Raw genomic sequence first — 20,721 nt, 5'->3', positions numbered from 1 at the left:
GCCACGAGGTGCGCGTGACCACGGTTGCCGAAGGATACGACATCAATGCCGAGATCGACGCCCATGTCTGGGCGGATGTGGTCATCATGCAGTTTCCGGTGAATTGGATGGGTGTACCGTGGGTGTTCAAAAAGTACCTCGACGAGGTCTACACCGCGGGCATGGACGGCCGGCTGCTGGCCGGCGACGGCCGGACCGCCGAGGCGCCCAAGGCCAATTACGGCACCGGTGGCCTGCTGCACGGGACGAAATACATGCTGTCGGTCACCTTCAACGCCCCGCGCGAGGCGTTCGACAACCCGGCCGAGCCGTTCTTTGCCGGGGCCAGCGTCGATGACCTGCTGTGGCCAATGCACCTGAACGCCAAGTTTCTGGCGATGCAGCCCCTGCCCACCTTCGCGGCCTTCGACGTGATGAAGAACCCCCGGATCGAACAGGATTTCCAGCGGTTCGACGCGCATCTGAAAGAGCTTTTCGAGGAGATCGCGCATGTCGCAGCCTGACATTCACCTCTACACCGCGGCCACGATGAATGGCTACAAACCGGTGATTTTCCTGGAAGAGGCAGGCGTGCCCTACGACCTGACCCCCATCGACTTTTCCAAGCAGGAACAAAAGACGCCGGCGTTCTTGTCGCTGAACCCCAACGGCAAGATCCCGGCGATCGAGGACCGGGCCGAAGGTCGAGCGATTTTCGAAAGCGGCGCGATCCTGTGGCACCTCGCGCAGAAATACGGTCAGTTTCTTCCCTCAGACCCCGCGCAGCAGTCCGAGGTGATGCAGTGGATGCTGTTCCAGGTTGGGCATGTGGGTCCGATGATGGGCCAGGCGATGTATTTCCAGCATATTGCCGCACCCAATGGCCATACCGAGCCGTTCTCGATCCGCCGCTACGTGAACGAAAGCCGCCGCCTGATGGAGGTGATGAATGATCGCCTGAATGGGCGCGACTGGATCGCGGCAGACGAATACACGATCGCGGACATGATGCTGTACCCGTGGGCGCGGGCCTATGTCTGGGCGCGGGTTCAGGTCGATGACCTTCCGCAACTGAACGCATGGTTCGACCGCATTGATGCCCGGCCCGCAGTGCAGAAGGCGCTGACCATTCCCAAGGCCAATCCCCAGTTCTGGGATGCCACGGCTGATGCCAGCGCCTTTGCTCGGGAAAACGCCGCGCGGTTTGCCGGTGACGTGAAAAAGGACTGAGGCCTCGGCCCGGGTGCGCCAGCCCGGGCCCGCGCCACAGCACCTTGGGCGCCGCACGGCTCAAGCGCAGGTCGATGGCCGCGTGGACGCTTTACTCGGGTGTCAAAAGCGGTCAGTCTGAACCTTCGGCGCGCCGGGTGATCCCCTCGGATCGCGCTGTCACATCATTGTCGTCATAAACGTTCAGATGATGCGTCGACCAATTTATTTCGAGAGGTGCCTCATGACCCTATCCAGCAAATTCGCGATGTCGCGGCGTCAATTCATGGCCACGACCACGGCCGGCGTCGCCATGGTTTCCCTGCACCCGTTTTCCGCCGCTGCCGCAAACAATCAAGCGCATCTGCGGATCATGGAAACGACCGACATTCACGTTCACGTCTTTCCCTACGACTACTACGCCGACAAGCCGCGCGATACGGTGGGCCTGTCGCGCGCGGCCTCGATCATCAACCAGATCCGTGCCGAGGCCACAAACTCGATGCTGGTCGACAATGGCGACTTTCTTCAGGGCAACCCGATGGGCGACTACATCGCCTACGAGCGTGGCATGAACGATGGCGACACCCACCCGATCATCAATGCGTTCAACACATTGGGCTATGATGCCGCGACGCTGGGCAACCACGAGTTCAACTATGGCCTGAGCTTTCTGGAAAAATCGCTGGCCGGGGCGCAGTTCCCGATCGTGCTGGCCAATATCGCCAAGGAACAGGGTGCAAATCCGCGCGCGGACAAGACGCTGGTGCAGCCCTATGTCATTCTCGACCGCGAGATCGAGCTGGGCGATGGCAGCAAGCAGCCGATCCGCATCGGCGTCATCGGCTTCACCCCGCCGCAGATCATGAACTGGGACCGCCGCCACCTGGAAGGCAACGTGCAGGCCCGCGACATCGTCGAGACCGCCAAGGCCTATGTGCCCGAGATGAAAGAGCAAGGCTGCGATCTGATCCTGGCCCTGTCGCATTCGGGCATCGGCGCGGCCGATCACGCGGACGGGATGGAGAACGCCTCGGTCCCGCTGGCCGGGGTCGATGGCATCGACGCGCTGGTGACCGGGCACAACCACCTGGTCTTCCCCTCGCCCACCTTCGCCGACCGTGCGGGCGTTGACGTGGACAAGGGTACGCTGATGGGCAAGCCGGCCGTCATGGGCGGGTTCTGGGGGTCGCATCTAGGCGTGCTCGACCTGCTGCTGGAACGCGACGGCAACGAATGGCGCGTGGTCACCACCACCTCTGAGGCGCGGCCGATCTCGAAGCGCAACGAAGACCGCTCGATCAACGCGCTGGTCGAGGACGACCCCAAGGTGCTGGCCTCGGTCGCGCAGGACCACGAGGAAACGCTGGCCTATGTGCGCCGCGCGGTGGGCAAGACCTCGGCCCCGCTGCACAGCTATTTCGCGCTGGTGGCCGATGATCCGTCGGTCCAGATCGTGTCGATCGCGCAGAAATGGTATGTTGAGGAGATGCTGAAAGGCACCGAGCACGAGGGTCTGCCGATCCTGTCGGCCGCGGCGCCGTTCAAGGCCGGTGGCCGGGGTGGCCCGGAATACTATACCGACGTGCCGGTGGGCGATGTGGCGATCAAGAACGTGGCCGACCTGTATCTCTATCCCAACACCGTGCGCGCGGTGCGGGTGAACGGCGCGCAACTGCGCGGCTGGCTGGAGCGTTCGGCCGGGATGTTCAACCAGATCGAGCCGGGCGCCAAGGATGCGCTGCTGCTGAACCCCGAATTCCCGTCCTACAATTTCGACGTGATCGACGGTGTAACCTATCAGATCGACCTGTCTCAGCCCTCGCGCTTTGGCCCGAAGGGCGAAGAGGTCAACCCTGATGCGGCGCGCATCGTGAACCTGCAGTTCAACGGTGCCCCGGTGACCGACGACATGGAGTTCATCATCGCCACCAACAACTACCGCGCTTCGGGCGGCGGATCGTTCCCGGGCGCGATGGGCGACACCATCGTGTTCGAGGCCCCCGACACCAACCGCGACGTGATCGTGCGCTATATCGTCGAGCAGGGCACGATCGACCCCAAGGCCGACGGCAACTGGTCCTTCGCACCGCTGGGCGACACCACGGTTCTGTTCGAAACCGGTCCCAAGGCGCGCGATTACATCAGCGACGTCAAAGGTTTGGCGCTGGAAGACGCAGGCGACGGGGCCGACGGTTTCGCGGCCTTCCGCATCACGCTCTGACTGGCGACAGACATCGGATCGGGCGGCCAATCTGGCCGCCCTTTTCTCTTGATTTGTGGCCGAAGACCGGATGCTCACACGCATTGGCGTGATGCTTATTTTTCAGGCGTTAGGTGAATTAATGCTCGGGAATTGGGCAAACAAGTGTTCTGACCCAATTGCCTCTGCCGGGCTGCGCTGACTCGAGGAAAAGGCTGTGGTGCTTTCGCATCCGACAGTTCTTTCGCCCGGAGCCACCAATTACTTCTTTGTCCGCAATAACTGCCGCGCAAGCGATCGCCGCGCCTCCCCGTGCTGACGGGCGGGGTGTTGTGTCCGTAGTTGGCCGCGCGGGCCGAACCGAGTTGCGGGACCTGCGCCAGCAGGGGTCGCTGAAGCTGCTGTTTCCTCGGCGCGATGGCGCTGACATGCAGGCTGTTCTGGTCAATACCGCCGGCGGCGTCACCGGCGGAGACAGTTTTGACCTTTCCGCCACCGCCGTGGCAGATGCACATCTGACCCTGACCACGCAGGCGGCCGAGCGGGCTTATCGCGCGTCCGGAGCAATTCCGGGCCGGATTCGGACGCACCTGACCGTGGAGGCAGGCGGCCAGTTGAACTGGCTACCGCAGGAAACGATCCTGTTCGACGGTTGCGCGATCGACCGCCGCCTGCGTGTCGATCTGGCCCCCGATGCCGGCCTGCTGCTGGTGGAATCGCTGATCTTCGGACGCGCCGCGATGGGCGAGCAAGTCACATCGGCCCACTTCCAAGACCGCATCGAAATCTGGCGCGCGGGCCGGCTGGCCCATCTGGACGCGCTGCGTCTGACCGGTGATCTGGCGGCGGAAATGGCCCGGCCGGGCGTTGGCGACGGCGCCGGCGCACTCAGCAGCCTGATACTGATCCGCCCGGATGCCGCCGCGCATCTGGACCCGATCCGCGCGGCCTTGCCTGACACCGGCGGCGTCAGCCTTGTGGGTGAGGACATGCTGTTGATGCGCCTGCTGGCGCCCGACGGTTTCACGCTGCGCCAGACCCTTGTGCCGATCCTGAACCGGCTGACCCGCAACTCCCTGCCAAAACCCTGGATGATCTGACATGCAACTCTCGCCGCGTGAAAAAGACAAACTGCTGATCGCCATGGCCGCCGAGGTGGCGCGCAAACGCCTGGCCCGGGGCGTGCGCCTGAACTACCCCGAGGCCATCGCGCTGATCACCGATGCAGTGGTGGAGGGCGCCCGCGACGGCCGCTCGGTCGCCGACATGATGGAGGCCGGCGCGCAGGTCATCACCCGCGATCAGTGCATGGACGGCATCCCCGAGATGATCCACGAGGTGCAGGTCGAGGCGACGTTCCCCGACGGCACCAAGCTGGTCACCGTCCACAACCCCATCCGCTGAAGGAGATGACGATGAAACACCTGGCTTCCCTGCCCTTCGCCCTGATGGCCGCGCCCGCGCTGGCGCATGACGGGCCGCACCTGCACCCGCATGAAGCCGGCACCTGGCTGGCGCTGGTCCTGCTGCTGGCGATCGGCGGCGTCGCGATCTGGCTGAAGGCGCGCAAATGATCCCCGGAGAGGTCATCACTGCCCCCGGCGAGATCGAGCTGAACGCGGGCGCGGCGGCAATTACCCTGATGGTGGCCAATACCGGTGACCGGCCCGTGCAGGCGGGCTCGCACTATCATTTCGCCGAAACCAATCCGGCGCTGGATTTCGACCGGGCCGCCGCCCACGGCATGCGGCTGGACATCGCCGCCGGAACCGCCGTGCGGTTCGAGCCCGGTCAGCGGCGCGAGGTGCAGCTGATCCCGATCGCCGGCGCGCGGCGTGTCTTCGGGTTCAACGGCGCAGTCATGGGAGACCTCTGATGCCAGCCCGGATCAAACGTTCCGACTATGCCGCCATGTACGGCCCCACCACGGGCGACAAGGTGCGGCTGGCCGATACTGACCTGATCATTGAGGTCGAGCGCGACCTGACCACCTATGGCGAAGAGGTCAAGTTCGGCGGCGGCAAAGTGATCCGCGATGGCATGGGCCAGTCTCAGGCCTCCCGCGCCGAAGGGGCGGTGGACACCGTCATCACCAATGCGTTGATCGTCGACTGGACGGGCATCTACAAGGCGGATGTGGGCCTCAAGGATGGGCGCATCGTCAAGATCGGCAAGGCGGGCAACCCCGACACGCAGCCCGGCGTCGATATCATCGTCGGCCCCGGCACCGAAGCCATCGCCGGCGAGGGCCGCATCCTGACTGCCGGCGGGTTCGACAGCCACATCCATTTCATCTGCCCGCAACAGATCGAGGATGCGCTGCATTCCGGCCTGACCACCATGCTGGGCGGCGGCACCGGCCCGGCGCATGGCACGCTGGCCACCACCTGCACGCCCGGCCCCTGGCATATCGGACGCATGCTGCAGGCGGCCGATGCCTTTCCGATGAACCTGGCCTTTGCGGGCAAGGGCAACGCCTCGCAACCGGCGGCCCTGCGCGAACAGGTCCTGGCCGGGGCCTGCGCCCTGAAACTGCACGAGGACTGGGGCACCACCCCGGCAGCCATCGATTGCTGCCTGTCGGTGGCCGACGAGATGGACGTGCAGGTGATGATCCACACCGACACGCTGAACGAAAGCGGCTTCGTCGAAAACACCGTGGCCGCCATGAAAGGCCGCACGATCCACGCCTTCCATACCGAGGGCGCGGGCGGCGGCCACGCTCCCGATATCATCAAGATCTGCGGCGAGGCGCATGTGCTGCCATCGTCGACCAACCCGACCCGGCCTTTTACCGTGAACACGGTCGAAGAGCATCTGGACATGCTGATGGTCTGCCATCACCTCGACAAATCCATCCCCGAGGACGTGGCCTTTGCCGAAAGCCGCATCCGGCGCGAGACCATCGCGGCCGAGGACATTCTGCACGACATGGGCGCCTTCAGCATCATCGCCTCCGACAGCCAGGCGATGGGCCGCGTGGGAGAAGTGCTGATCCGCACCTGGCAGACCGCCGACAAGATGAAGAAACAACGCGGGCGCCTGCCGGAGGAAACAGGCGAAAACGACAATTTCCGCGTGCGCCGTTATATCGCTAAATACACGATCAACCCGGCCATTGCGCACGGGCTTGGCACCCATATCGGCAGCATCGAGGAGGGCAAACGCGCCGATCTGGTGCTGTGGAGCCCCGCTTTTTTCGGCGTGAAGCCCGAGATGGTGCTGTTGGGCGGCACCATCGCCTGTGCGCAGATGGGCGACCCGAACGCCTCGATCCCCACGCCGCAGCCGGTCTATTCCCGGCCGATGTGGGGGGCCTATGGCCGCTCGGTCGAACAGAGCGCGGCGACCTTCGTATCGGAAGCCGCGCAGGAGGACGGCATCGCCGCGCGTCTTGGCCTGGCCAAGCAGACCGTAGCCGTGCGCAACACACGCGCGATCGGCAAGCGCGACCTGCGGCTGAACGATGCCCTGCCCGAGATCGAGGTGAACCCCGAAACCTACGAGGTGCGCGCCGACGGCGAATTGCTGACTTGCCAGCCCGCCGAAACCCTGCCCATGGCGCAACGCTATTTCCTGTTCTGAGAAGGGACGCCCTGATGCTTGCCACATCACAGAAAATCCGCCGCAACGGGCAGTGGGACGAAACCCATGGCACCGTGACGCTGAACTACGAAGACCGCTTTCTGCGCCGCCGGATGCTGCGCACCGCACAGAATGAAGAGTTCCTGGTGGATCTGTCGCAGACGACCTCGCTGGACGGGGGGGATGCGTTCGAACTGGCTGATGGCCGCCTGATCGAGGTGGTCGCCGCCGAAGAGGACCTGTTCGCCGTCACCGGCCCCGATCTGACCCGGCTGGCCTGGCATATCGGCAACCGTCACACACCCTGCCAGATCGAGCCTGAACGCCTGGTGATCCGCCGCGACCATGTGATCCGCGACATGCTGTTGAAGCTTGGCGCGACGGTCCAGGACATCCGCGCACCCTTCAGCCCCGAAGGCGGCGCCTATGGGCACGGACGGACGCATGGCCACAGCCATTGACCTTGATCTGCTGACGCTGACGCAATGGCTGTCGCCCGCCTATCCGGTGGGGGCTTTTGCCTATTCGCACGGGCTGGAACGTCTGGTTCAATCGGGCGCGGTGCACGATGCGGCCAGCCTGCGGGACTGGCTGCAGGACGTGCTGGAACACGGTGCCGGATGGTCGGATGCCCTGTTTCTGACCGCCGCTTGGCGCGCCAAATCCGAGCTGGCCTTGATCGAAGTTGACGATATGGCCCGCGCCTTCGCCGGCCCCTTCGAGCGCAGGTTCGAGACCGCACAGCAGGGCGCGGCCTTCTGCGGTGTGACGGCTGCAGTCTGGGGCATCGAACTGACGGAACTGACCTACCCCGTCGCTGTCGGCTGCGCCGCGCGCCAGGCCGGTTTGCCGGTGGAACCGACCGCGCGGCTGTATCTGCATGCGTTGATCAGCAATCTTGTTTCTGCCGCGCAGCGGCTGTTATCCTTGGGCCAGACCGCTGCGCAAGGGGTGGTCCGAGACATGGCGCCCTTGTGCGCACATCAGGCGCACGCGGCAGTGGAGGCCGATCTGTCTGCCCTGTCCGGCACCGCCTTTCTGGCCGAGATCGCGGCCATGCAACATGAAACCCAACAACCAAGGATTTTCCGCACATGAGCAGCATGAACGGCCCTCTGCGGGTGGGCATCGGCGGCCCGGTCGGTGCGGGCAAGACCAGCCTGACCGCCGCCCTCGCCCGCGCGCTGCGCGACACCCATTCGATCGGGGTGATTACCAATGACATCTACACGCAGGAAGACGCCGATGCGCTGATGCGCATGCAGATCCTGCCGCAGGACCGGGTGATCGGCGTGGAAACCGGAGGCTGCCCCCATACGGCGATCCGTGAGGATGCCTCGATCAATCTGGCCGCCGTGGCCGAGATGGTGCGCCGTCACCCCGAGGTCGAGATCGTTCTGATCGAATCCGGCGGTGACAACCTGTCGGCCACCTTCAGCCCGGAACTGGCGGATGTGACGATCTATGTGATCGACGTGGCCGCGGGCGAAGAGATCCCCCGCAAGGGCGGCCCCGCGATCACTCGTTCTGACATCCTGATCATCAACAAGATCGATCTTGCCCCGCATGTCGGAGTGGACCTGTCGGTGATGCAGCGCGATGCGGCCCGGATGCGCGGCGATCGTCCATTCGTATTCACCAACCTGCGGAGCGGTAGCGGAACAAGTGAAATCATCGATCTGTTGGACAAGATTGCCGGCATCGACGCCGGACGGCGTGCAACGGCGTAAGACCCACAACACGACAATGGGCGTTTCCGGTTCCAGAATTTGGAACCTTGCGCCTGCCGGGTAATCCGATGTAACCGGATTCGACCACCGACGCTGTCCTTGCGATAGCCCGGTGCGAGAAAGTTGCAGCCGGGCCGACCCTTCTTGGGGCCGCCCCATCACCTGAGGACCGCCGGTGAGCCCATTCGTCGTCGCGATCATTCTGTCGGCTGCCATCCTGCACGCCGTCTGGAACGCCATCGTCAAAACCGCGGGCGACCGGACGACGACTCTGGGCCTAGTGGCCTTCGGGCATGTAATCCCGGCCAGCGTCATGATCCTTGTCCTGCCCTTTCCGGGCGGCGACAGCTTTGTCTACATCCTTTTGTCCACCGTGGTGCATTTCGGATATTACTTCATGCTGGGCAAAGCCTATCAGCATGGCGACCTCAGCGTGGTCTACCCGATTGCCCGAGGTATCGTCCCGGCGCTGGTGGCGCTTTGGGCTTATCTTTTGCTGGATGAGGTTCTGCCCCTGCAAGCCTGGATCGGCATCGGCCTGATCGCGATCGGCATCCAGCTCAGCAGTTGGAGCTCGCTCCGGCAAGGCGTCGGCGGCGCGGCGCTGGGGTTTGCGGTGGGTACCGGACTTTGCATCTCGGTTTATTCGGTTGTGGACGGCATCGGGGTGCGGCTGTCTGGAAACACGCTAAGCTATTGGGCTTGGGGGGCGTTTCTGCACCTGTTCATTGCCGGATTCGTGGGCCTGCGACGCCGGCAGGTTCTGACACAGCTTCCGGCGCGCACCTGGGCGATCGGCATCCTGGGCGGTTTCGTGTCGATGCTGGCTTATGGGCTGGTGCTCTATGCCAAGAATTTCGCGCCGCTGGGGGCAGTCTCGGCGTTGCGGGAAACCTCGGTGATTTTTGCGGCCCTGATCGGGTTCGTATTTCTGCACGAAGGCTATTGGGTGCGCAGGCTGGGGGCCGCCATCCTGATGGCGGGGGGCGTGGCGCTGGTTGGACTGTCGGGCTGAGCCGGTCCGTCAAGTGCCGTAACGCGCCATGAACATGTCAACGGCGTTGGTGGCCACTTCGTCGATTTCCTCGTCCGAGAACCGGGTTTGGATCCCCAAAGCCGCGAGGGTCCACAGGCGCACTTTGCACAATTCCGAGAACTGCTCGGCGGCAAAATGCACGTCGTCAATCGCCAGTTCACCTTTGGCCACGGCTTTTTCCAGATACTCGGCCATCTGGCGCTGACCGTTGGCGGGGCCGGCTTCGTAGAACGCCTTGCCCAGTTCCGGGAACCTGTCACGCTCGGCCACGCAGATGCGGAACACCTGTTGCGCAAAATCCGAAACCAGAAACCGGGTCAGATGCGTGGCGGTGATCATCAACGCCTCGCGCACTGGCTTGGTTTCGTCGATCATGGACAACACGTTTTCCGCCATGCGGCAACACTCGGTCTGCGCCACTTCGGAGAACAGAAGTCGTTTGTCTGGGAAATAGCTGTAGAGCGTTGCCTTCGACACACCCGCCGCGCGCGCGATATCATCGACGCTGGCGCCTTCGAACCCATCCGCCATGAAAACCTCTCGGGCGCCGTTCAGAACCTGGTCGAATTTCCGTCCGGTACGCACGATGGTAGCGGCTTGGGTCATGGTGTCTCCTTGGCTGAGTGCTGCGACAAATCTATAAACCAGTCAGTTCAGTTTCAACGGTTTTCAATTCGGCTTGAAAGTTCCGTTGCGCGGCGTAGATTAGAATAATTCTAAAACGAGGGTGGCTATGCGGTTTTTCACTCAGCGCAAACACTTCAGGGATCTGACCGAGCAGGAAGTTATCGCACTTGCGATTTCGTCCGAGGAAGATGACGCGCGGATCTATAGGTCATATGCAGAAATGCTACGCCCCGACTATCCGGCGACGGCCAAAATCTTCGATGGCATGGCTGCCGAGGAAGACGAGCACCGCCGTCGCCTGATCGCCCTGCACGAGGATCGGTTCGGCCCGGTGATCCCTCTGATTCGGCGCGAGCATGTCGCCGGTTACTACGCCCGCCGTCCGATCTGGCTGGTCGAGAATCTTGGAATCGAGCGAATCCGCGAAGAAGCCGAGATGATGGAGCGCGACGCGGAGCGCTTCTATCTGGCGGCTGCCGGTCGCACGACCGATGCAGCAACACGCAAACTTCTGGGCGACCTGGCTGCGGCCGAAGCGGGACATCAAGCTGCGGCCGCCGAATTGGAAGAAGCCCACCTGGATCACGATGAAAAAGAAGCTGAAAAGGTGATTTCGCACCGGCAATTCATCCTGACCTGGGTCCAGCCGGGATTGGCCGGGCTGATGGACGGGTCGGTGTCGACCTTGGCGCCGATCTTCGCGACGGCCTTTGCCACGCACGACCCTTGGACGACCTTTCTTGTGGGCCTTGCAGCGTCAGTGGGCGCAGGTATTTCCATGGGCTTCACCGAAGCGGCATCGGACGATGGCGAGCTGTCGGGCCGTGGATCACCGGTCAAGCGGGGTTTGGCGTCCGGCGTGATGACAACGGTCGGCGGATTGGGCCATGCCCTGCCCTATCTGATCCCGGAATTCTGGACGGCCACGATCATTGCATTCATCGTGGTGTTTTTCGAATTGTGGGCGATCGCGTGGATTCAGAACCGCTATATGGAAACTCCGTTCTTCCGCGCGGCTTTTCAGGTCGTTTTGGGCGGAGCGCTGGTGCTGGCAGCCGGAATATTGATCGGCAGCGGGTGATGACCCTGCTTGCGATGTGGTAATTCTATGTTACCAATCTGCGCATGGTCGATATCTTTCTGCGCACCCTGCCCTTCTTTGCGATCATCGGCCTGGGATACTGGGCCGGGCGCAGCCGGTTCTTCACCGAAGACGCCACGGCCTATCTGACCAAGTTCGTGTTCTATTTCGCGTTGTCGGCAATGCTGTTCCGCTTTGCCGCCACGCTGCCCTTTGCCGAGATCTTCAACGCGCGGCTGATGCTGGGCTATCTGATCGGCACCGCCGGCGTATACGCGCTGGCCACGTTGGTCGCCTATCTGCGCGGGCTCGACATCCCCACCGCGGCGGTCGAGGCGCAATGCGCCGCCATCGGAAATGTGGGCTTTCTGGGTCTGCCTATGTTGGCCCTGCTGTTTTCCGAAGCCGCCATCGGACCGGTCATGCTGGTTCTGACGGTCGATCTGGTGGTGTTTTCCTCTCTGATCGTGATCCTGATCAACGGCGGGCGGGATGGAAAGCTGACGGTTGGGACGTTGCGGCTCATCGGAGTCGGGCTGCTGAAAAACCCCATGATCGTCTCGATCTCGGCCGGGTTGATCTGGTCGGCCCTGCAGATGCCGGTGCCTGACCCGTTGAACGATTTTCTGACCATTCTGGGCGGCGCCGCGACGCCGGGGGCGCTGTTCGCAATCGGCGCCTCGCTGGCCAGCAAATCGGCCGAGCGGGTTCAGATCGCGCTGTGGCTCAGCCTTTGCAAACTGGCCGTGCATCCGGCCTGTGTGGCAGTGGTGCTGCTGTGGCTGCTGCCGACTGATCCTTTTGCCGCGGCGGTGGCGATCTCCGCCGCCGCCCTGCCCGTGGCCGGCAATGTCTATATGCTGGCGGCCCACTATGGGGTGGCGCCGCACCGGGCATCTGCCGCCATTCTGCTGTCGACCATTGTCAGCATTCTGACCGTGCCGGTGGTCATCGCGTGGGTTGCCGCATTCTGACGCGGCGACTTCAAAATGCGTGCGAACATTGGTGCCCGGACTTTACGCCGAGGCCTTCGCCCGTTAGCCATGGCACGAACCCAACGTAAGGATGATGCCAGATGGAAACCCTTTCCGAAAACGCCTGTTTCGGTGGTGTGCAGGGCGTGTACCGCCACGCCTCGACGGCGTGCCAGTGCGATATGACCTTTGGCCTGTTCCTGCCGGCGGAGGCCAAGGACGGCCCGGTTCCGGTCCTGTGGTATCTGTCGGGCCTGACCTGCACCCATGAAAACGCGATGGTCAAGGCCGGCGCGCAGGGCTGGGCCGCCGAACAAGGCATCGCACTGGTCTTCCCCGACACCTCGCCGCGCGGCGAAGGCGTCGCCGATCATGAGGATTACGACCTGGGCCAAGGCGCCGGGTTCTACGTCAACGCCACGCAATCGCCGTGGGCGCCGCATTTCAACATGTGGGACTATGTGGCCGAGGAACTGCCCGCGCTGCTGGTCGAAAACTTCGCAATCGACGGCGACCGACAGTCGATCACCGGCCATTCGATGGGCGGCCACGGCGCGCTGACGCTGGCGATGAACCTGCCGGGCCGGTTCCGTTCGGTCTCGGCCTTTGCGCCGATCTCGAACCCCACGGCCAGCGACTGGGGCCGTAAGCAACTGGGCGCCTATCTGGGCGATGACCCGGCCGCCTGGGTCAAACATGACGCGACTCTGATGATGAAGGAAAAGGGCTTTGACGGCCCGATCCTGACCGACACCGGCACCAACGACCAGTTCATCGACCTGCTGCGCCCCGAGGCCCTGGCCCAGGCCATCGCCGAACGCCGCCAGCAGGCGACGGTCCGGTTGCAGCCCGGCTATGACCATTCCTACTTTTTCGTGTCCACCTTCATGGAGGACCACGTCACCTTCCACGCCGAAGCCCTGTACGGAGACTGAGGGATGAGCGAATTCGACTATGACCTGATCATCATCGGCTCGGGTCCATCGGGCCGCGCGGCGGCGATTCAGGCGGGCAAGCTGAAACGCAAGGTTCTGGTGGTTGACCGCCGTGACCGGTTGGGCGGCGTGTCGGTGCACACGGGCACGATCCCGTCGAAGACCCTGCGCGAAACGGTGCTGAACCTGTCTGGCTGGCGCGAGCGCAGCTTTTACGGCCGTTCGTACCGGGTCAAGGACCAGATCCGCGCCGAGGACCTCAAGGCCCGGCTGCACATGACGCTGGACTATGAGGTTGACGTGCTGGAACACCAGTTCAACCGCAACCACGTTGAAACCATGGACGGCGTAGCGCGTTTCGTGGGCCCGCACGAGATCGAGGTCACTGCCGATGCGGGCGACACCACCCGCCTGACGGCCGCGAAATTCCTGATCTCGACCGGGACGAAAACCTATCGCCCCGATTACGTGCCCTTTAACGGCAAGACCATCGTCGATGGCGACGAGTTCCTGGAAATGGCCGAGATTCCGCGTTCGCTCTGCGTGATCGGCGCGGGCGTGATCGGGGTCGAGTATGCCACGATGTTCTCGGCGCTGGATGTGCGGGTGACGCTGATCGAACCGCGCGAGACCTTCCTTGATTTCATCGACAAGACCCTGATCCAAGAATTCACCCACCAGATCCGTGAAAACGGGGTGGACCTGCGCCTGGGCTCGGCCGTGGAAAAGATCGAGGACGCCGGCAAGCATGTCGAGATCACCATGTCAAACGGCCGCCATGTCCGGGCCGAGATGCTGCTGTTCGCGGCGGGCCGCATGGGCAACACCTCGGCGCTGAATCTGGGTGCGGTTGGGATCGAAACCGACCACCGCAACCGCATTTCGGTGGACCGCAAGACCTATCAGACCTCGGTACCGCATATCTATGCCACCGGCGACGTGATCGGGCATCCCTCGCTGGCCTCGACCTCGATGCAGCAGGGCCGCGTGGCCGCCTGCCACGCGCTCGAGACCCCCACCCTGCCCGAAAGCCCTTGGTTCCCTTATGGCATCTACTCGGTGCCCGAAATCTCGACCTGCGGCATGTCCGAGGAAGAGCTGCAGGAACGTGGCATTCCCTACGAGGTGGGCGTGGCCCGGTTCCGCGAGACCTCTCGCGGGCATATCATGGGGCTCGAGCACGGGATGCTGAAGATGCTGTTCTCGCTTAAAACCCGCCGGGTGCTGGGCGTGCAGATCGTCGGCGAAGGCGCGACCGAGCTGATCCACATCGCCCAGGCGGTGCTGAACCTGAAGGGCACGGTGGACTATTTCGTGCAGAACACCTTCAACTATCCGACCCTGGCAGAGGCCTACAAGATAGCCGGGCTCGACGCCTTCAACCGGATGCCGATCCCGGACGAGTTCAAGGTGCGCAAGTCCGAAGCGCCCGAGCCAGCAAAATTGGCGCCCAAGAAGGCCAAGCAGGCGTGACGACCCTGTATGTCGATGGCGACGCCTGCCCGGTCAAGGCCGAGGCCGAACGCGTCGCCACGCGGCACAAGGTGCCGATGGTCGTGGTCGCAAATGGCGGGCTGCGCCCCTCGGCCAACCCGCTGGTTCAGATCGTGACCGTAGCGCAAGGCGCGGACGAGGCCGACAAGTGGATCGCCGAGCGGTGTGGCTCGGGCGACATCGTCATCACCTCGGACATCCCGTTGGCCGCCAAATGCGTCGAGGCCGGCGCGCGCGTGTTGCGTTCCAACGGTGAAGCCTTCACCGCCGCAAATATCGGCCAGCAACTTGCGATGCGCGATCTGATGGCGGATCTGCGCGCCGCCAATCCGCTGGGTGCCGGGGGCGGTGGCAAACCGTTTTCCAAGGCCGACCGATCGCGGTTTCTGGACGCGCTCGAGCGCGAGATGCGCGCCGCCTTGCGCGGCTGAGATTGGCCTTGCATCCCGCCCGGCGGGTTGGTTCAGTCAGCCCCGAACGCAACACAAGAGAACAGGAACCCCCATGCCCGTAGAAGCGGTCGTTTTTGACATCGGCAACGTTCTGATCGAATGGCAGCCCGAGCGGTATTATGACTACGTGATCGGCGAGGACCGGCGCCGCGAGATGTTCTCGACCGTCGACCTGCACGGCATGAATGACTTGGTCGATCAGGGGCATCACTTCACCGACACGATCTATGCCTGGGCCGAGAAATACCCCGAATGGCGCAATGAGATCCGCATGTGGCACGACAACTGGATCGAACTGGCTGCGCCCGAGATTCCGCATTCGGTCCGGCTGCAGCGCGCGCTTCGGGCCAAGGGCGTGCCGGTCTTTGCGCTGACCAATTTCGGGGTGCAGAATTTCGACTATGCCTCCACCGTCTATCCGTTCCTGAACGAGTTCGACCGGCACTATGTTTCGGGGCGGATGAAGATGGTGAAACCGCATGCGCCGATCTACCAGATGGTCGAACAGGATTGCGGCCTGCCACCCGAGACGCTGCTGTTCACTGACGACCGGATCGACAACATCGAAACCGCCCGTGCGCGTGGATGGCAGACCCACCATTTCGACGGCCCGCAGGGCTGGGCCGAAAGGTTGGTGGCCGAAGGTCTGCTCTCCCCGGACGAGGCCGCCTGATCCTAGGCGGCAGCGGGCTGTGCGGGGCGGTTTTCGCGGATCGGCAGGTGCACGATCGCGCTGAAGGCGCCGATGGCCACGCCGATCCACCAGACAACGGTGTAATCGCCATAAAGGTCATACATGCGGCCGCCCAGCCAGATGCCCAGGAAACTGCCAACCTGATGGCTGAAGAATATGATGCCATACAGCGTGCCCATGTAGCGCAAGCCGTAAAGATGCGCGACGAGGCCGGAGGTCAACGGGATCGTCGCCAGCCACAGTGACCCCATGACCAGCGAGAACAGGATCACGGTCAGAGGCGTGATGGGAAACAGGATGAACGCCGCGGCCGCGATCGTGCGCCCGGTGTAGACCGCCGCCAGAAGGTATTTCTTGGGGAAGTGATTGCCCGCCCATCCGGCCAGAAGGGTGCCTCCGATATTGGCGAGCCCGATCAACGAGATCGCCAGCGCACCCAAAGCAGACGTTGTGGTGATGCCCATCGCATGCAGGACACCGCCGGGTTGGATCGGGCCGCACATCTCGGTCACGAAGGCCGGGAAATGCGCGGTGACGAAGCCCAGTTGGTAGCCGCAGCTGAAAAAACCCAAGAATATCAGCGCATAGGACGGGTCGCGGAAAGCGCGGCCCAGGATCTGGCCCATGCTTTCTTCCAACTCGGCCTTACTGACCTGCGCGGGCGCGCGCATGAAAGGCAGCGTCAGCACAAGGGCCAGAATGGCAATGGCGAAGATGATGAACACCTGCTGCCACGGCAGGAAGGTCAGCATCCATTCGGCCGTCGGCGCACCAATCACCTGCCCGAAGCTGCCCGCTGCCGTCACGATCGCCAGCGACATCGAGCGGTTCTGATCCGTCGAGGCCCGTCCGACCACCGCCAGCACCACACCAAAGCCCGTGCCCGCGATACCGAAGCCCACCAGCCAGGCATAAAGCTGATGCCCGAAGGGCGTGACGGACCAGGCCGACAGGACCATCCCCGCCGCATAGGTCAACGCGCCCAGAATGATCGCCCGCCGGTCGCCCATCTTCTCGGCGATGGCGGCAAAGATCGGCTGGCCGATGCCCCAGGCCAGGTTCTGGATCGCGATGGCCAGCGAGAAATCGGTGCGCAGCCAGCCGAACTCCTCGGCGATCGGAATCTGGAACACGCCGAACGAAGCGCGCACGGCAAAGCTGACCGTGATGATCACGCATCCGACGATCAGCACCGGGTTGAGCAGACGGGCGGTTGGGGTCATGAGGCCTCCGGTTTCTGCCCGCCGACAGTATCCGCTTGGGCCCGCTCGTCAATTCAGGAGTTTTGCGGTCACGATTAACCAAAATTGATGCGTGCCGGAGGATGCCTTCTTTTCAACGGCGCGGGCGGGCGCTATGGCTCGGGCCATGACCGACATGATCTCGTTGTACGAGGCCCGCGTTGCCGATGGCACCCTGAACCGCGACGACGCGCAAGAGGCCGTTCTGCCCCAGTTCGAGCGTATACGGGCGGCTCTGGCCGCGCCGGTGAAACGCGGGCTGTTCCGCAAGGCACCGCCGCCGCCCAAGGGTTTGTACCTGTGGGGCGGCGTGGGGCGCGGCAAGTCCATGTTGATGGACATGTTCGTCGAAACGCTGGGCGAAGTTCCGGCCCGGCGCGTCCATTTCCATGCCTTCATGCAGGAAATCCACGCCGGCATGCATGAGGCGCGCGAAACCGGCGTGCAGGATGCACTGGCGCCGGTGGCGGCCTCGGTCGTGAAATCCGTGCGCCTGCTGGCCTTTGACGAGATGCAGATCACCGACATCACCGACGCGATGATAGTCGGGCGGCTGTTCGACCTGCTGCACGCGGGTGGCGTCGTCGTTGTGACGACCTCCAACCGGCATCCCGACGATCTGTACAAGGATGGCCTGAACCGGCAGCTGTTCCTGCCCTTCATCCACCACATCAAGCAGCAGCTCGAAGTGTGGGAACTGACCTCGCCCACGGATTACCGGCAGAACCGGCTCGAGGGCTCGCCGGTCTATTTCACGCCCATCGGACCCGAGGCGCGGGAGAAGATCCGGGCCGTGTGGGCCGACCTGTCCGGTGGGCCGGCCGAACCCTTGACCCTGCATGTCAAGGGGCGCGAGGTAGTGTTGCCCGCTTTTCGCAATGGTGTGGCACGGGCCTCGTTCTATGATCTGTGCGGCCGGATGTTGGGGCCGGGGGACTATTTGGCCATTGCTGATGCGGTAAAAGTGCTGGTGCTCGAGGACATACCGCGCCTGTCGCGCAACAACTTCAACGAGGCGAAGCGGTTCGTCACGTTGATCGATGCGCTGTATGAGGCGAAGGTGAGGTTGATCTGTTCAGCGGCCGCCGAGCCTGAGATGCTGTATGTCGAGGGGGAAGGTGTTTTCGAGTTCGAGCGCACAGCCTCGCGCCTGCGGGAGATGCAGGCACAGGACTGGGGACAATAGCGAGCGTTGCCTCCAGCGTAGCTGTGACTCAATGAATGGTCAGCCGTTTTCGCGCAGGATGTTGCCCGCGAGGTAGAGCGAGCCGCAGATCAGCACGCGCGCCTGTGGGTCGGCTTTGATGATGGTGTCGAGGGCTTGGGACACACTGCTGGCGGTCGTCGCGGGCAGGTTCACCGATTTGGCGGCGGCGGCGGTTTCTTCGGCGCTCAGCGTGTTGGTCTCGCCCGGTATGGAAACGGCGGTCAGGCTGGCAGCTTTCTGGGCCAGTGGGGAGAGGTAGCCAGTTACATCCTTGGTATTGAGCATGCCGCAAATCAGGTGTGTGGGTCGCGGGGGCAGCTTGGCCAAGACGTCCGCCAGCGCGACACCGGCAGCGGCGTTGTGGCCGCCGTCCAGCCAGAGTTCGGCCTGAGGCGCCTGTTCGACGAGCGGGCCGGTTTTCAGGCGCTGCATCCGGGCGGGCCATTCGGCGCGGGTGACAGCGGACTCGTAGGCGTCATCGCCCAGGTCGAGGAGGCGCAGGACCGCCAGTGCGGCGCCGGCGTTCTGGATCTGGTGGGCGCCCAGCAGGTTTGGCAGCGGCAGGTCGCGCAGCCCGTTTTCGTCCTGATAGATCAGGCGGCCATGTTCCTCGTGGACGTGCCAGTGCTGTCCGTGGGCCAGCAAGGGTGCGCCGAGGCGGGCGGCGGTGGCCTCGATGACCTCCATCGCCTCGTCCAGCTGCGGGCCGACGATGCAAGGCACGCCGCGCTTGATGATGCCGGCCTTTTCGGCGGCGATCTTGGCCAGCGTGTTGCCCAGGAACTGTTCATGGTCGATCGAGACCGGGGTGATGACCGTGACCGCGGGCTTTGCGATCACGTTGGTGGCGTCGAGCCGCCCGCCAAGTCCGACTTCGAGCAGCGTGTAGTCGGCGGGTACACGGGAAAAGGCCAGCAGGGCCGCGCAGGTGGTGATCTCGAAATAGGTGATGTTCTCGCCGCCATTGGCGGCGTAGCACTCATCCAGAACGGCGGTCAGGTCGGGTTCCGAGATCAGCTTGCCCGCCAGCCGGATACGTTCGTGGAACCGTGCCAGATGCGGTGAGGTATAGGCATGGGCCGTCAGCCCGGCCCCTTCCAGCCCTGCACGGATCATCGCCTGGGTCGAGCCCTTGCCGTTGGTACCGGCGATGTGGATCACCGGCGGCAGCTTGTCCTGCGGATTACCCAAAGCTTCGAGCAGACGCCAGACACGGTCCAAGGTCAGGTCGATGATCTTGGGGTGCAGCGCCATCATCCGGTCGAGGATGACGTCGGATGTGGGCGCGGTCATTTCTTGGGCTGGTCTTCGGCAGGCTTGGCCTGCGCGTCAGGCTGTTCGGCTTCGCCCTCTTTCGGGGCGGGCAGATCGCCTTTGACCGCCGGGGGCAGACCCATCATCATCCGGGTGATGGTGATCAGCTCGTCCCGCAACTCGGTCCGTTTGGTGACCCGGTCCAGCATGCCGTGATCCAGCAGGTATTCGGCGCGCTGGAATCCGTCGGGCAGTTTCTCACGGATCGTCTGCTCGATCACGCGGGGGCCAGCGAAACAGATCAACGCGTTCGGCTCGGCAATATGCACGTCGCCGAGCATCGCGTAGGACGCCGTCACACCGCCGGTAGTGGGATGGGTCAGAACGACGATATAGGGCAGGCCCGCCTCTTTCAGCATCTCCACCGCGACCGTAGTGCGCGGCATCTGCATCAGGCTGAGGATGCCTTCCTGCATCCGGGCGCCGCCGGCGGCGGAGAACAGGATCAACGGGCGCTTGAGCTTTACCGCCTCTTGTGCGGCGGCGATGATGGCGTTGCCCACATACATACCCATCGAACCGCCCATGAACGAGAAATCCTGCGCCGCGGCCACGATCGGCGTGCGGCCGATCTCGCCGGTGGCAACCAGCATCGCTTCTTTCTCGCCGGTCTTTTTCTGCGCTGCCTTCATGCGGTCGGGGTATTTCTTCTGATCGCGGAACTGCAGCGGGTCTTCCTTGGGCGCGGGCACTGCGACTTCGTTGAAAATACCGCCGTCGAACAGGTGCTTGAACCGCTCGCGCGGGGTGATCAGCATGTGGTGTCCGCACTGGGTACAAACGTTCTGGTTGTCCGCCAGTTCACGGTGGAACAGCATCGTTCCGCACTCGTCGCATTTGTGCCAGAGATTCTCGGGCACCTCACGGCGGGAGAAGATCGAGTTGATCCGGGGGCGGACGTAGTTTGTGATCCAGTTCATGTCGGAACCTTGCTGATGCGGGTTGCAGTCAAATAAGACG

General features: G+C 63.5%; 23 protein-coding genes. 19 read left to right on the top strand and 4 right to left on the bottom strand.

The window, feature by feature from the left end; all coding sequences use genetic code 11:
- The 12 genes from ACR0MM_RS14405 to ACR0MM_RS14350 all read left to right on the top strand — a co-directional run.
- Positions 1–503, top strand: a 503-nt coding sequence (locus ACR0MM_RS14405) for an NAD(P)H-dependent oxidoreductase (protein WP_480696934.1), incomplete at its 5' end; no start/stop codon positions are given.
- Entirely contained in the window at positions 490–1,209 is a 720-nt protein-coding gene (locus tag ACR0MM_RS14400) for a glutathione S-transferase family protein (protein ID WP_480696932.1), read from the top strand. The genes ACR0MM_RS14405 and ACR0MM_RS14400, both read left to right, overlap by 14 nt.
- A gap of 223 nt (positions 1,210–1,432) precedes the next feature.
- Positions 1,433–3,412 carry a bifunctional 2',3'-cyclic-nucleotide 2'-phosphodiesterase/3'-nucleotidase gene (locus tag ACR0MM_RS14395; RefSeq protein ID WP_480696930.1) on the top strand — a complete coding sequence of 660 codons (1,980 nt, stop codon included), beginning with the start codon at positions 1,433–1,435 and terminating at the stop codon, positions 3,410–3,412.
- Positions 3,413–3,723: 311 nt separating this feature from the next.
- Positions 3,724–4,491 carry an urease accessory protein UreD gene (locus ACR0MM_RS14390; protein ID WP_480696928.1) on the top strand — a complete coding sequence of 256 codons (768 nt, stop codon included), beginning with the start codon at positions 3,724–3,726 and terminating at the stop codon, positions 4,489–4,491.
- Between the two features lies 1 nt (position 4,492).
- Positions 4,493–4,795, top strand: coding sequence for an urease subunit gamma (locus ACR0MM_RS14385; protein WP_005976933.1), 303 nt, complete (start codon positions 4,493–4,495; stop codon positions 4,793–4,795).
- Positions 4,796–4,806: 11 nt separating this feature from the next.
- Positions 4,807–4,965 carry a hypothetical protein gene (locus ACR0MM_RS14380; protein WP_170407662.1) on the top strand — a complete coding sequence of 53 codons (159 nt, stop codon included), beginning with the start codon at positions 4,807–4,809 and terminating at the stop codon, positions 4,963–4,965.
- Positions 4,962–5,267 carry an urease subunit beta gene (locus tag ACR0MM_RS14375; RefSeq protein WP_480696926.1) on the top strand — a complete coding sequence of 102 codons (306 nt, stop codon included), beginning with the start codon at positions 4,962–4,964 and terminating at the stop codon, positions 5,265–5,267. Before ACR0MM_RS14380 ends, ACR0MM_RS14375 begins: the two co-directional genes overlap by 4 nt.
- Complete coding sequence (ureC, locus tag ACR0MM_RS14370; protein ID WP_480696924.1) at positions 5,267–6,976, top strand: urease subunit alpha; 1,710 nt, start codon at positions 5,267–5,269, stop codon at positions 6,974–6,976. Before ACR0MM_RS14375 ends, ureC begins: the two co-directional genes overlap by 1 nt.
- Before the next feature lie 14 nt (positions 6,977–6,990).
- Positions 6,991–7,437: an urease accessory protein UreE gene (locus tag ACR0MM_RS14365; protein WP_170341538.1), complete on the top strand. Its 447-nt coding sequence runs from the start codon at positions 6,991–6,993 to the stop codon at positions 7,435–7,437.
- Positions 7,421–8,074, top strand: a complete 654-nt coding sequence (locus ACR0MM_RS14360) for an urease accessory protein UreF (protein WP_480696922.1) — start codon at positions 7,421–7,423, stop codon at positions 8,072–8,074. Before ACR0MM_RS14365 ends, ACR0MM_RS14360 begins: the two co-directional genes overlap by 17 nt.
- Positions 8,071–8,706 (top strand): urease accessory protein UreG, encoded by a 636-nt coding sequence (gene ureG / locus ACR0MM_RS14355; protein ID WP_480696920.1) that lies wholly within the window; start codon positions 8,071–8,073, stop codon positions 8,704–8,706. Before ACR0MM_RS14360 ends, ureG begins: the two co-directional genes overlap by 4 nt.
- A gap of 175 nt (positions 8,707–8,881) precedes the next feature.
- Positions 8,882–9,721, top strand: a complete 840-nt coding sequence (locus ACR0MM_RS14350; RefSeq protein ID WP_480696918.1) for an EamA family transporter — start codon at positions 8,882–8,884, stop codon at positions 9,719–9,721.
- Between the two features lie 9 nt (positions 9,722–9,730).
- Here ACR0MM_RS14350 and ACR0MM_RS14345 read toward each other — a convergent pair whose 3' ends face one another.
- Complete coding sequence (locus ACR0MM_RS14345; RefSeq protein WP_170365819.1) at positions 9,731–10,348, bottom strand: TetR/AcrR family transcriptional regulator; 618 nt, start codon at positions 10,346–10,348, stop codon at positions 9,731–9,733.
- Between the two features lie 127 nt (positions 10,349–10,475).
- Between ACR0MM_RS14345 and mbfA the strand changes: the two genes are divergently transcribed.
- The 6 genes from mbfA to ACR0MM_RS14315 all read left to right on the top strand — a co-directional run bounded on the left by mbfA (position 10,476) and on the right by ACR0MM_RS14315 (position 15,978).
- Entirely contained in the window at positions 10,476–11,450 is a 975-nt protein-coding gene (gene mbfA, locus ACR0MM_RS14340; RefSeq protein ID WP_170365821.1) for an iron exporter MbfA, read from the top strand.
- A 44-nt stretch (positions 11,451–11,494) separates the two neighbouring features.
- On the top strand, positions 11,495–12,424 hold the full coding sequence (locus ACR0MM_RS14335; protein WP_480696916.1) for an AEC family transporter: 930 nt from the start codon (positions 11,495–11,497) through the stop codon (positions 12,422–12,424).
- Between the two features lie 101 nt (positions 12,425–12,525).
- On the top strand, positions 12,526–13,359 hold the full coding sequence (gene fghA, locus ACR0MM_RS14330; protein ID WP_480696914.1) for an S-formylglutathione hydrolase: 834 nt from the start codon (positions 12,526–12,528) through the stop codon (positions 13,357–13,359).
- Positions 13,360–13,362: 3 nt separating this feature from the next.
- Positions 13,363–14,832, top strand: coding sequence for a Si-specific NAD(P)(+) transhydrogenase (gene sthA, locus ACR0MM_RS14325; protein ID WP_480696912.1), 1,470 nt, complete (start codon positions 13,363–13,365; stop codon positions 14,830–14,832).
- Positions 14,829–15,284: a YaiI/YqxD family protein gene (locus tag ACR0MM_RS14320; RefSeq protein WP_170341523.1), complete on the top strand. Its 456-nt coding sequence runs from the start codon at positions 14,829–14,831 to the stop codon at positions 15,282–15,284. Before sthA ends, ACR0MM_RS14320 begins: the two co-directional genes overlap by 4 nt.
- A 73-nt stretch (positions 15,285–15,357) precedes the next feature.
- Positions 15,358–15,978: an HAD family hydrolase gene (locus tag ACR0MM_RS14315; protein ID WP_480696910.1), complete on the top strand. Its 621-nt coding sequence runs from the start codon at positions 15,358–15,360 to the stop codon at positions 15,976–15,978.
- Positions 15,979–15,980: 2 nt separating this feature from the next.
- Here ACR0MM_RS14315 and ACR0MM_RS14310 read toward each other — a convergent pair whose 3' ends face one another.
- Positions 15,981–17,222: an MFS transporter gene (locus ACR0MM_RS14310; protein WP_170365830.1), complete on the bottom strand. Its 1,242-nt coding sequence runs from the start codon at positions 17,220–17,222 to the stop codon at positions 15,981–15,983.
- A 145-nt stretch (positions 17,223–17,367) separates the two neighbouring features.
- Here ACR0MM_RS14310 and zapE point away from each other — a divergent pair, with 145 nt between their 5' ends.
- The gene (gene zapE / locus ACR0MM_RS14305) at positions 17,368–18,426 is read left to right on the top strand and encodes a cell division protein ZapE (protein ID WP_480696942.1); all 1,059 of its coding nucleotides are present in this window, start codon (positions 17,368–17,370) and stop codon (positions 18,424–18,426) included.
- A 39-nt stretch (positions 18,427–18,465) separates the two neighbouring features.
- Here the strand turns inward: zapE and ACR0MM_RS14300 are convergent, their stop codons facing one another.
- Positions 18,466–19,740 (bottom strand): bifunctional folylpolyglutamate synthase/dihydrofolate synthase, encoded by a 1,275-nt coding sequence (locus tag ACR0MM_RS14300; protein WP_480696908.1) that lies wholly within the window; start codon positions 19,738–19,740, stop codon positions 18,466–18,468.
- Positions 19,737–20,681, bottom strand: a complete 945-nt coding sequence (gene accD, locus ACR0MM_RS14295) for an acetyl-CoA carboxylase, carboxyltransferase subunit beta (protein WP_480696906.1) — start codon at positions 20,679–20,681, stop codon at positions 19,737–19,739. The genes ACR0MM_RS14300 and accD overlap by 4 nt, the downstream gene beginning before the upstream one ends.
- Between the last annotated feature and the right edge of the window lie 40 nt (positions 20,682–20,721).

Source organism: Ruegeria sp. BC6, from assembly GCF_056539185.1.
Note: the sequence above shows the minus strand (reverse complement) of the source record. Positions and strands in the feature narration are given on the sequence as shown.

Coding starts and splice junctions, on each gene's coding strand:
- ACR0MM_RS14400 (WP_480696932.1), top strand. CDS start 490: ATGTCGCAGCCTGACATTCACCTCTACACCGCGGCCACGATGAATGGC.
- ACR0MM_RS14395 (WP_480696930.1), top strand. CDS start 1,433: ATGACCCTATCCAGCAAATTCGCGATGTCGCGGCGTCAATTCATGGCC.
- ACR0MM_RS14385 (WP_005976933.1), top strand. CDS start 4,493: ATGCAACTCTCGCCGCGTGAAAAAGACAAACTGCTGATCGCCATGGCC.
- ACR0MM_RS14380 (WP_170407662.1), top strand. CDS start 4,807: ATGAAACACCTGGCTTCCCTGCCCTTCGCCCTGATGGCCGCGCCCGCG.
- ACR0MM_RS14375 (WP_480696926.1), top strand. CDS start 4,962: ATGATCCCCGGAGAGGTCATCACTGCCCCCGGCGAGATCGAGCTGAAC.
- ureC (WP_480696924.1), top strand. CDS start 5,267: ATGCCAGCCCGGATCAAACGTTCCGACTATGCCGCCATGTACGGCCCC.
- ACR0MM_RS14365 (WP_170341538.1), top strand. CDS start 6,991: ATGCTTGCCACATCACAGAAAATCCGCCGCAACGGGCAGTGGGACGAA.
- ACR0MM_RS14360 (WP_480696922.1), top strand. CDS start 7,421: ATGGCCACAGCCATTGACCTTGATCTGCTGACGCTGACGCAATGGCTG.
- ureG (WP_480696920.1), top strand. CDS start 8,071: ATGAGCAGCATGAACGGCCCTCTGCGGGTGGGCATCGGCGGCCCGGTC.
- ACR0MM_RS14345 (WP_170365819.1), bottom strand. CDS start 10,348: ATGACCCAAGCCGCTACCATCGTGCGTACCGGACGGAAATTCGACCAG.
- mbfA (WP_170365821.1), top strand. CDS start 10,476: ATGCGGTTTTTCACTCAGCGCAAACACTTCAGGGATCTGACCGAGCAG.
- ACR0MM_RS14335 (WP_480696916.1), top strand. CDS start 11,495: ATGGTCGATATCTTTCTGCGCACCCTGCCCTTCTTTGCGATCATCGGC.
- fghA (WP_480696914.1), top strand. CDS start 12,526: ATGGAAACCCTTTCCGAAAACGCCTGTTTCGGTGGTGTGCAGGGCGTG.
- sthA (WP_480696912.1), top strand. CDS start 13,363: ATGAGCGAATTCGACTATGACCTGATCATCATCGGCTCGGGTCCATCG.
- ACR0MM_RS14315 (WP_480696910.1), top strand. CDS start 15,358: ATGCCCGTAGAAGCGGTCGTTTTTGACATCGGCAACGTTCTGATCGAA.
- ACR0MM_RS14310 (WP_170365830.1), bottom strand. CDS start 17,222: ATGACCCCAACCGCCCGTCTGCTCAACCCGGTGCTGATCGTCGGATGC.
- zapE (WP_480696942.1), top strand. CDS start 17,368: ATGACCGACATGATCTCGTTGTACGAGGCCCGCGTTGCCGATGGCACC.
- ACR0MM_RS14300 (WP_480696908.1), bottom strand. CDS start 19,740: ATGACCGCGCCCACATCCGACGTCATCCTCGACCGGATGATGGCGCTG.
- accD (WP_480696906.1), bottom strand. CDS start 20,681: ATGAACTGGATCACAAACTACGTCCGCCCCCGGATCAACTCGATCTTC.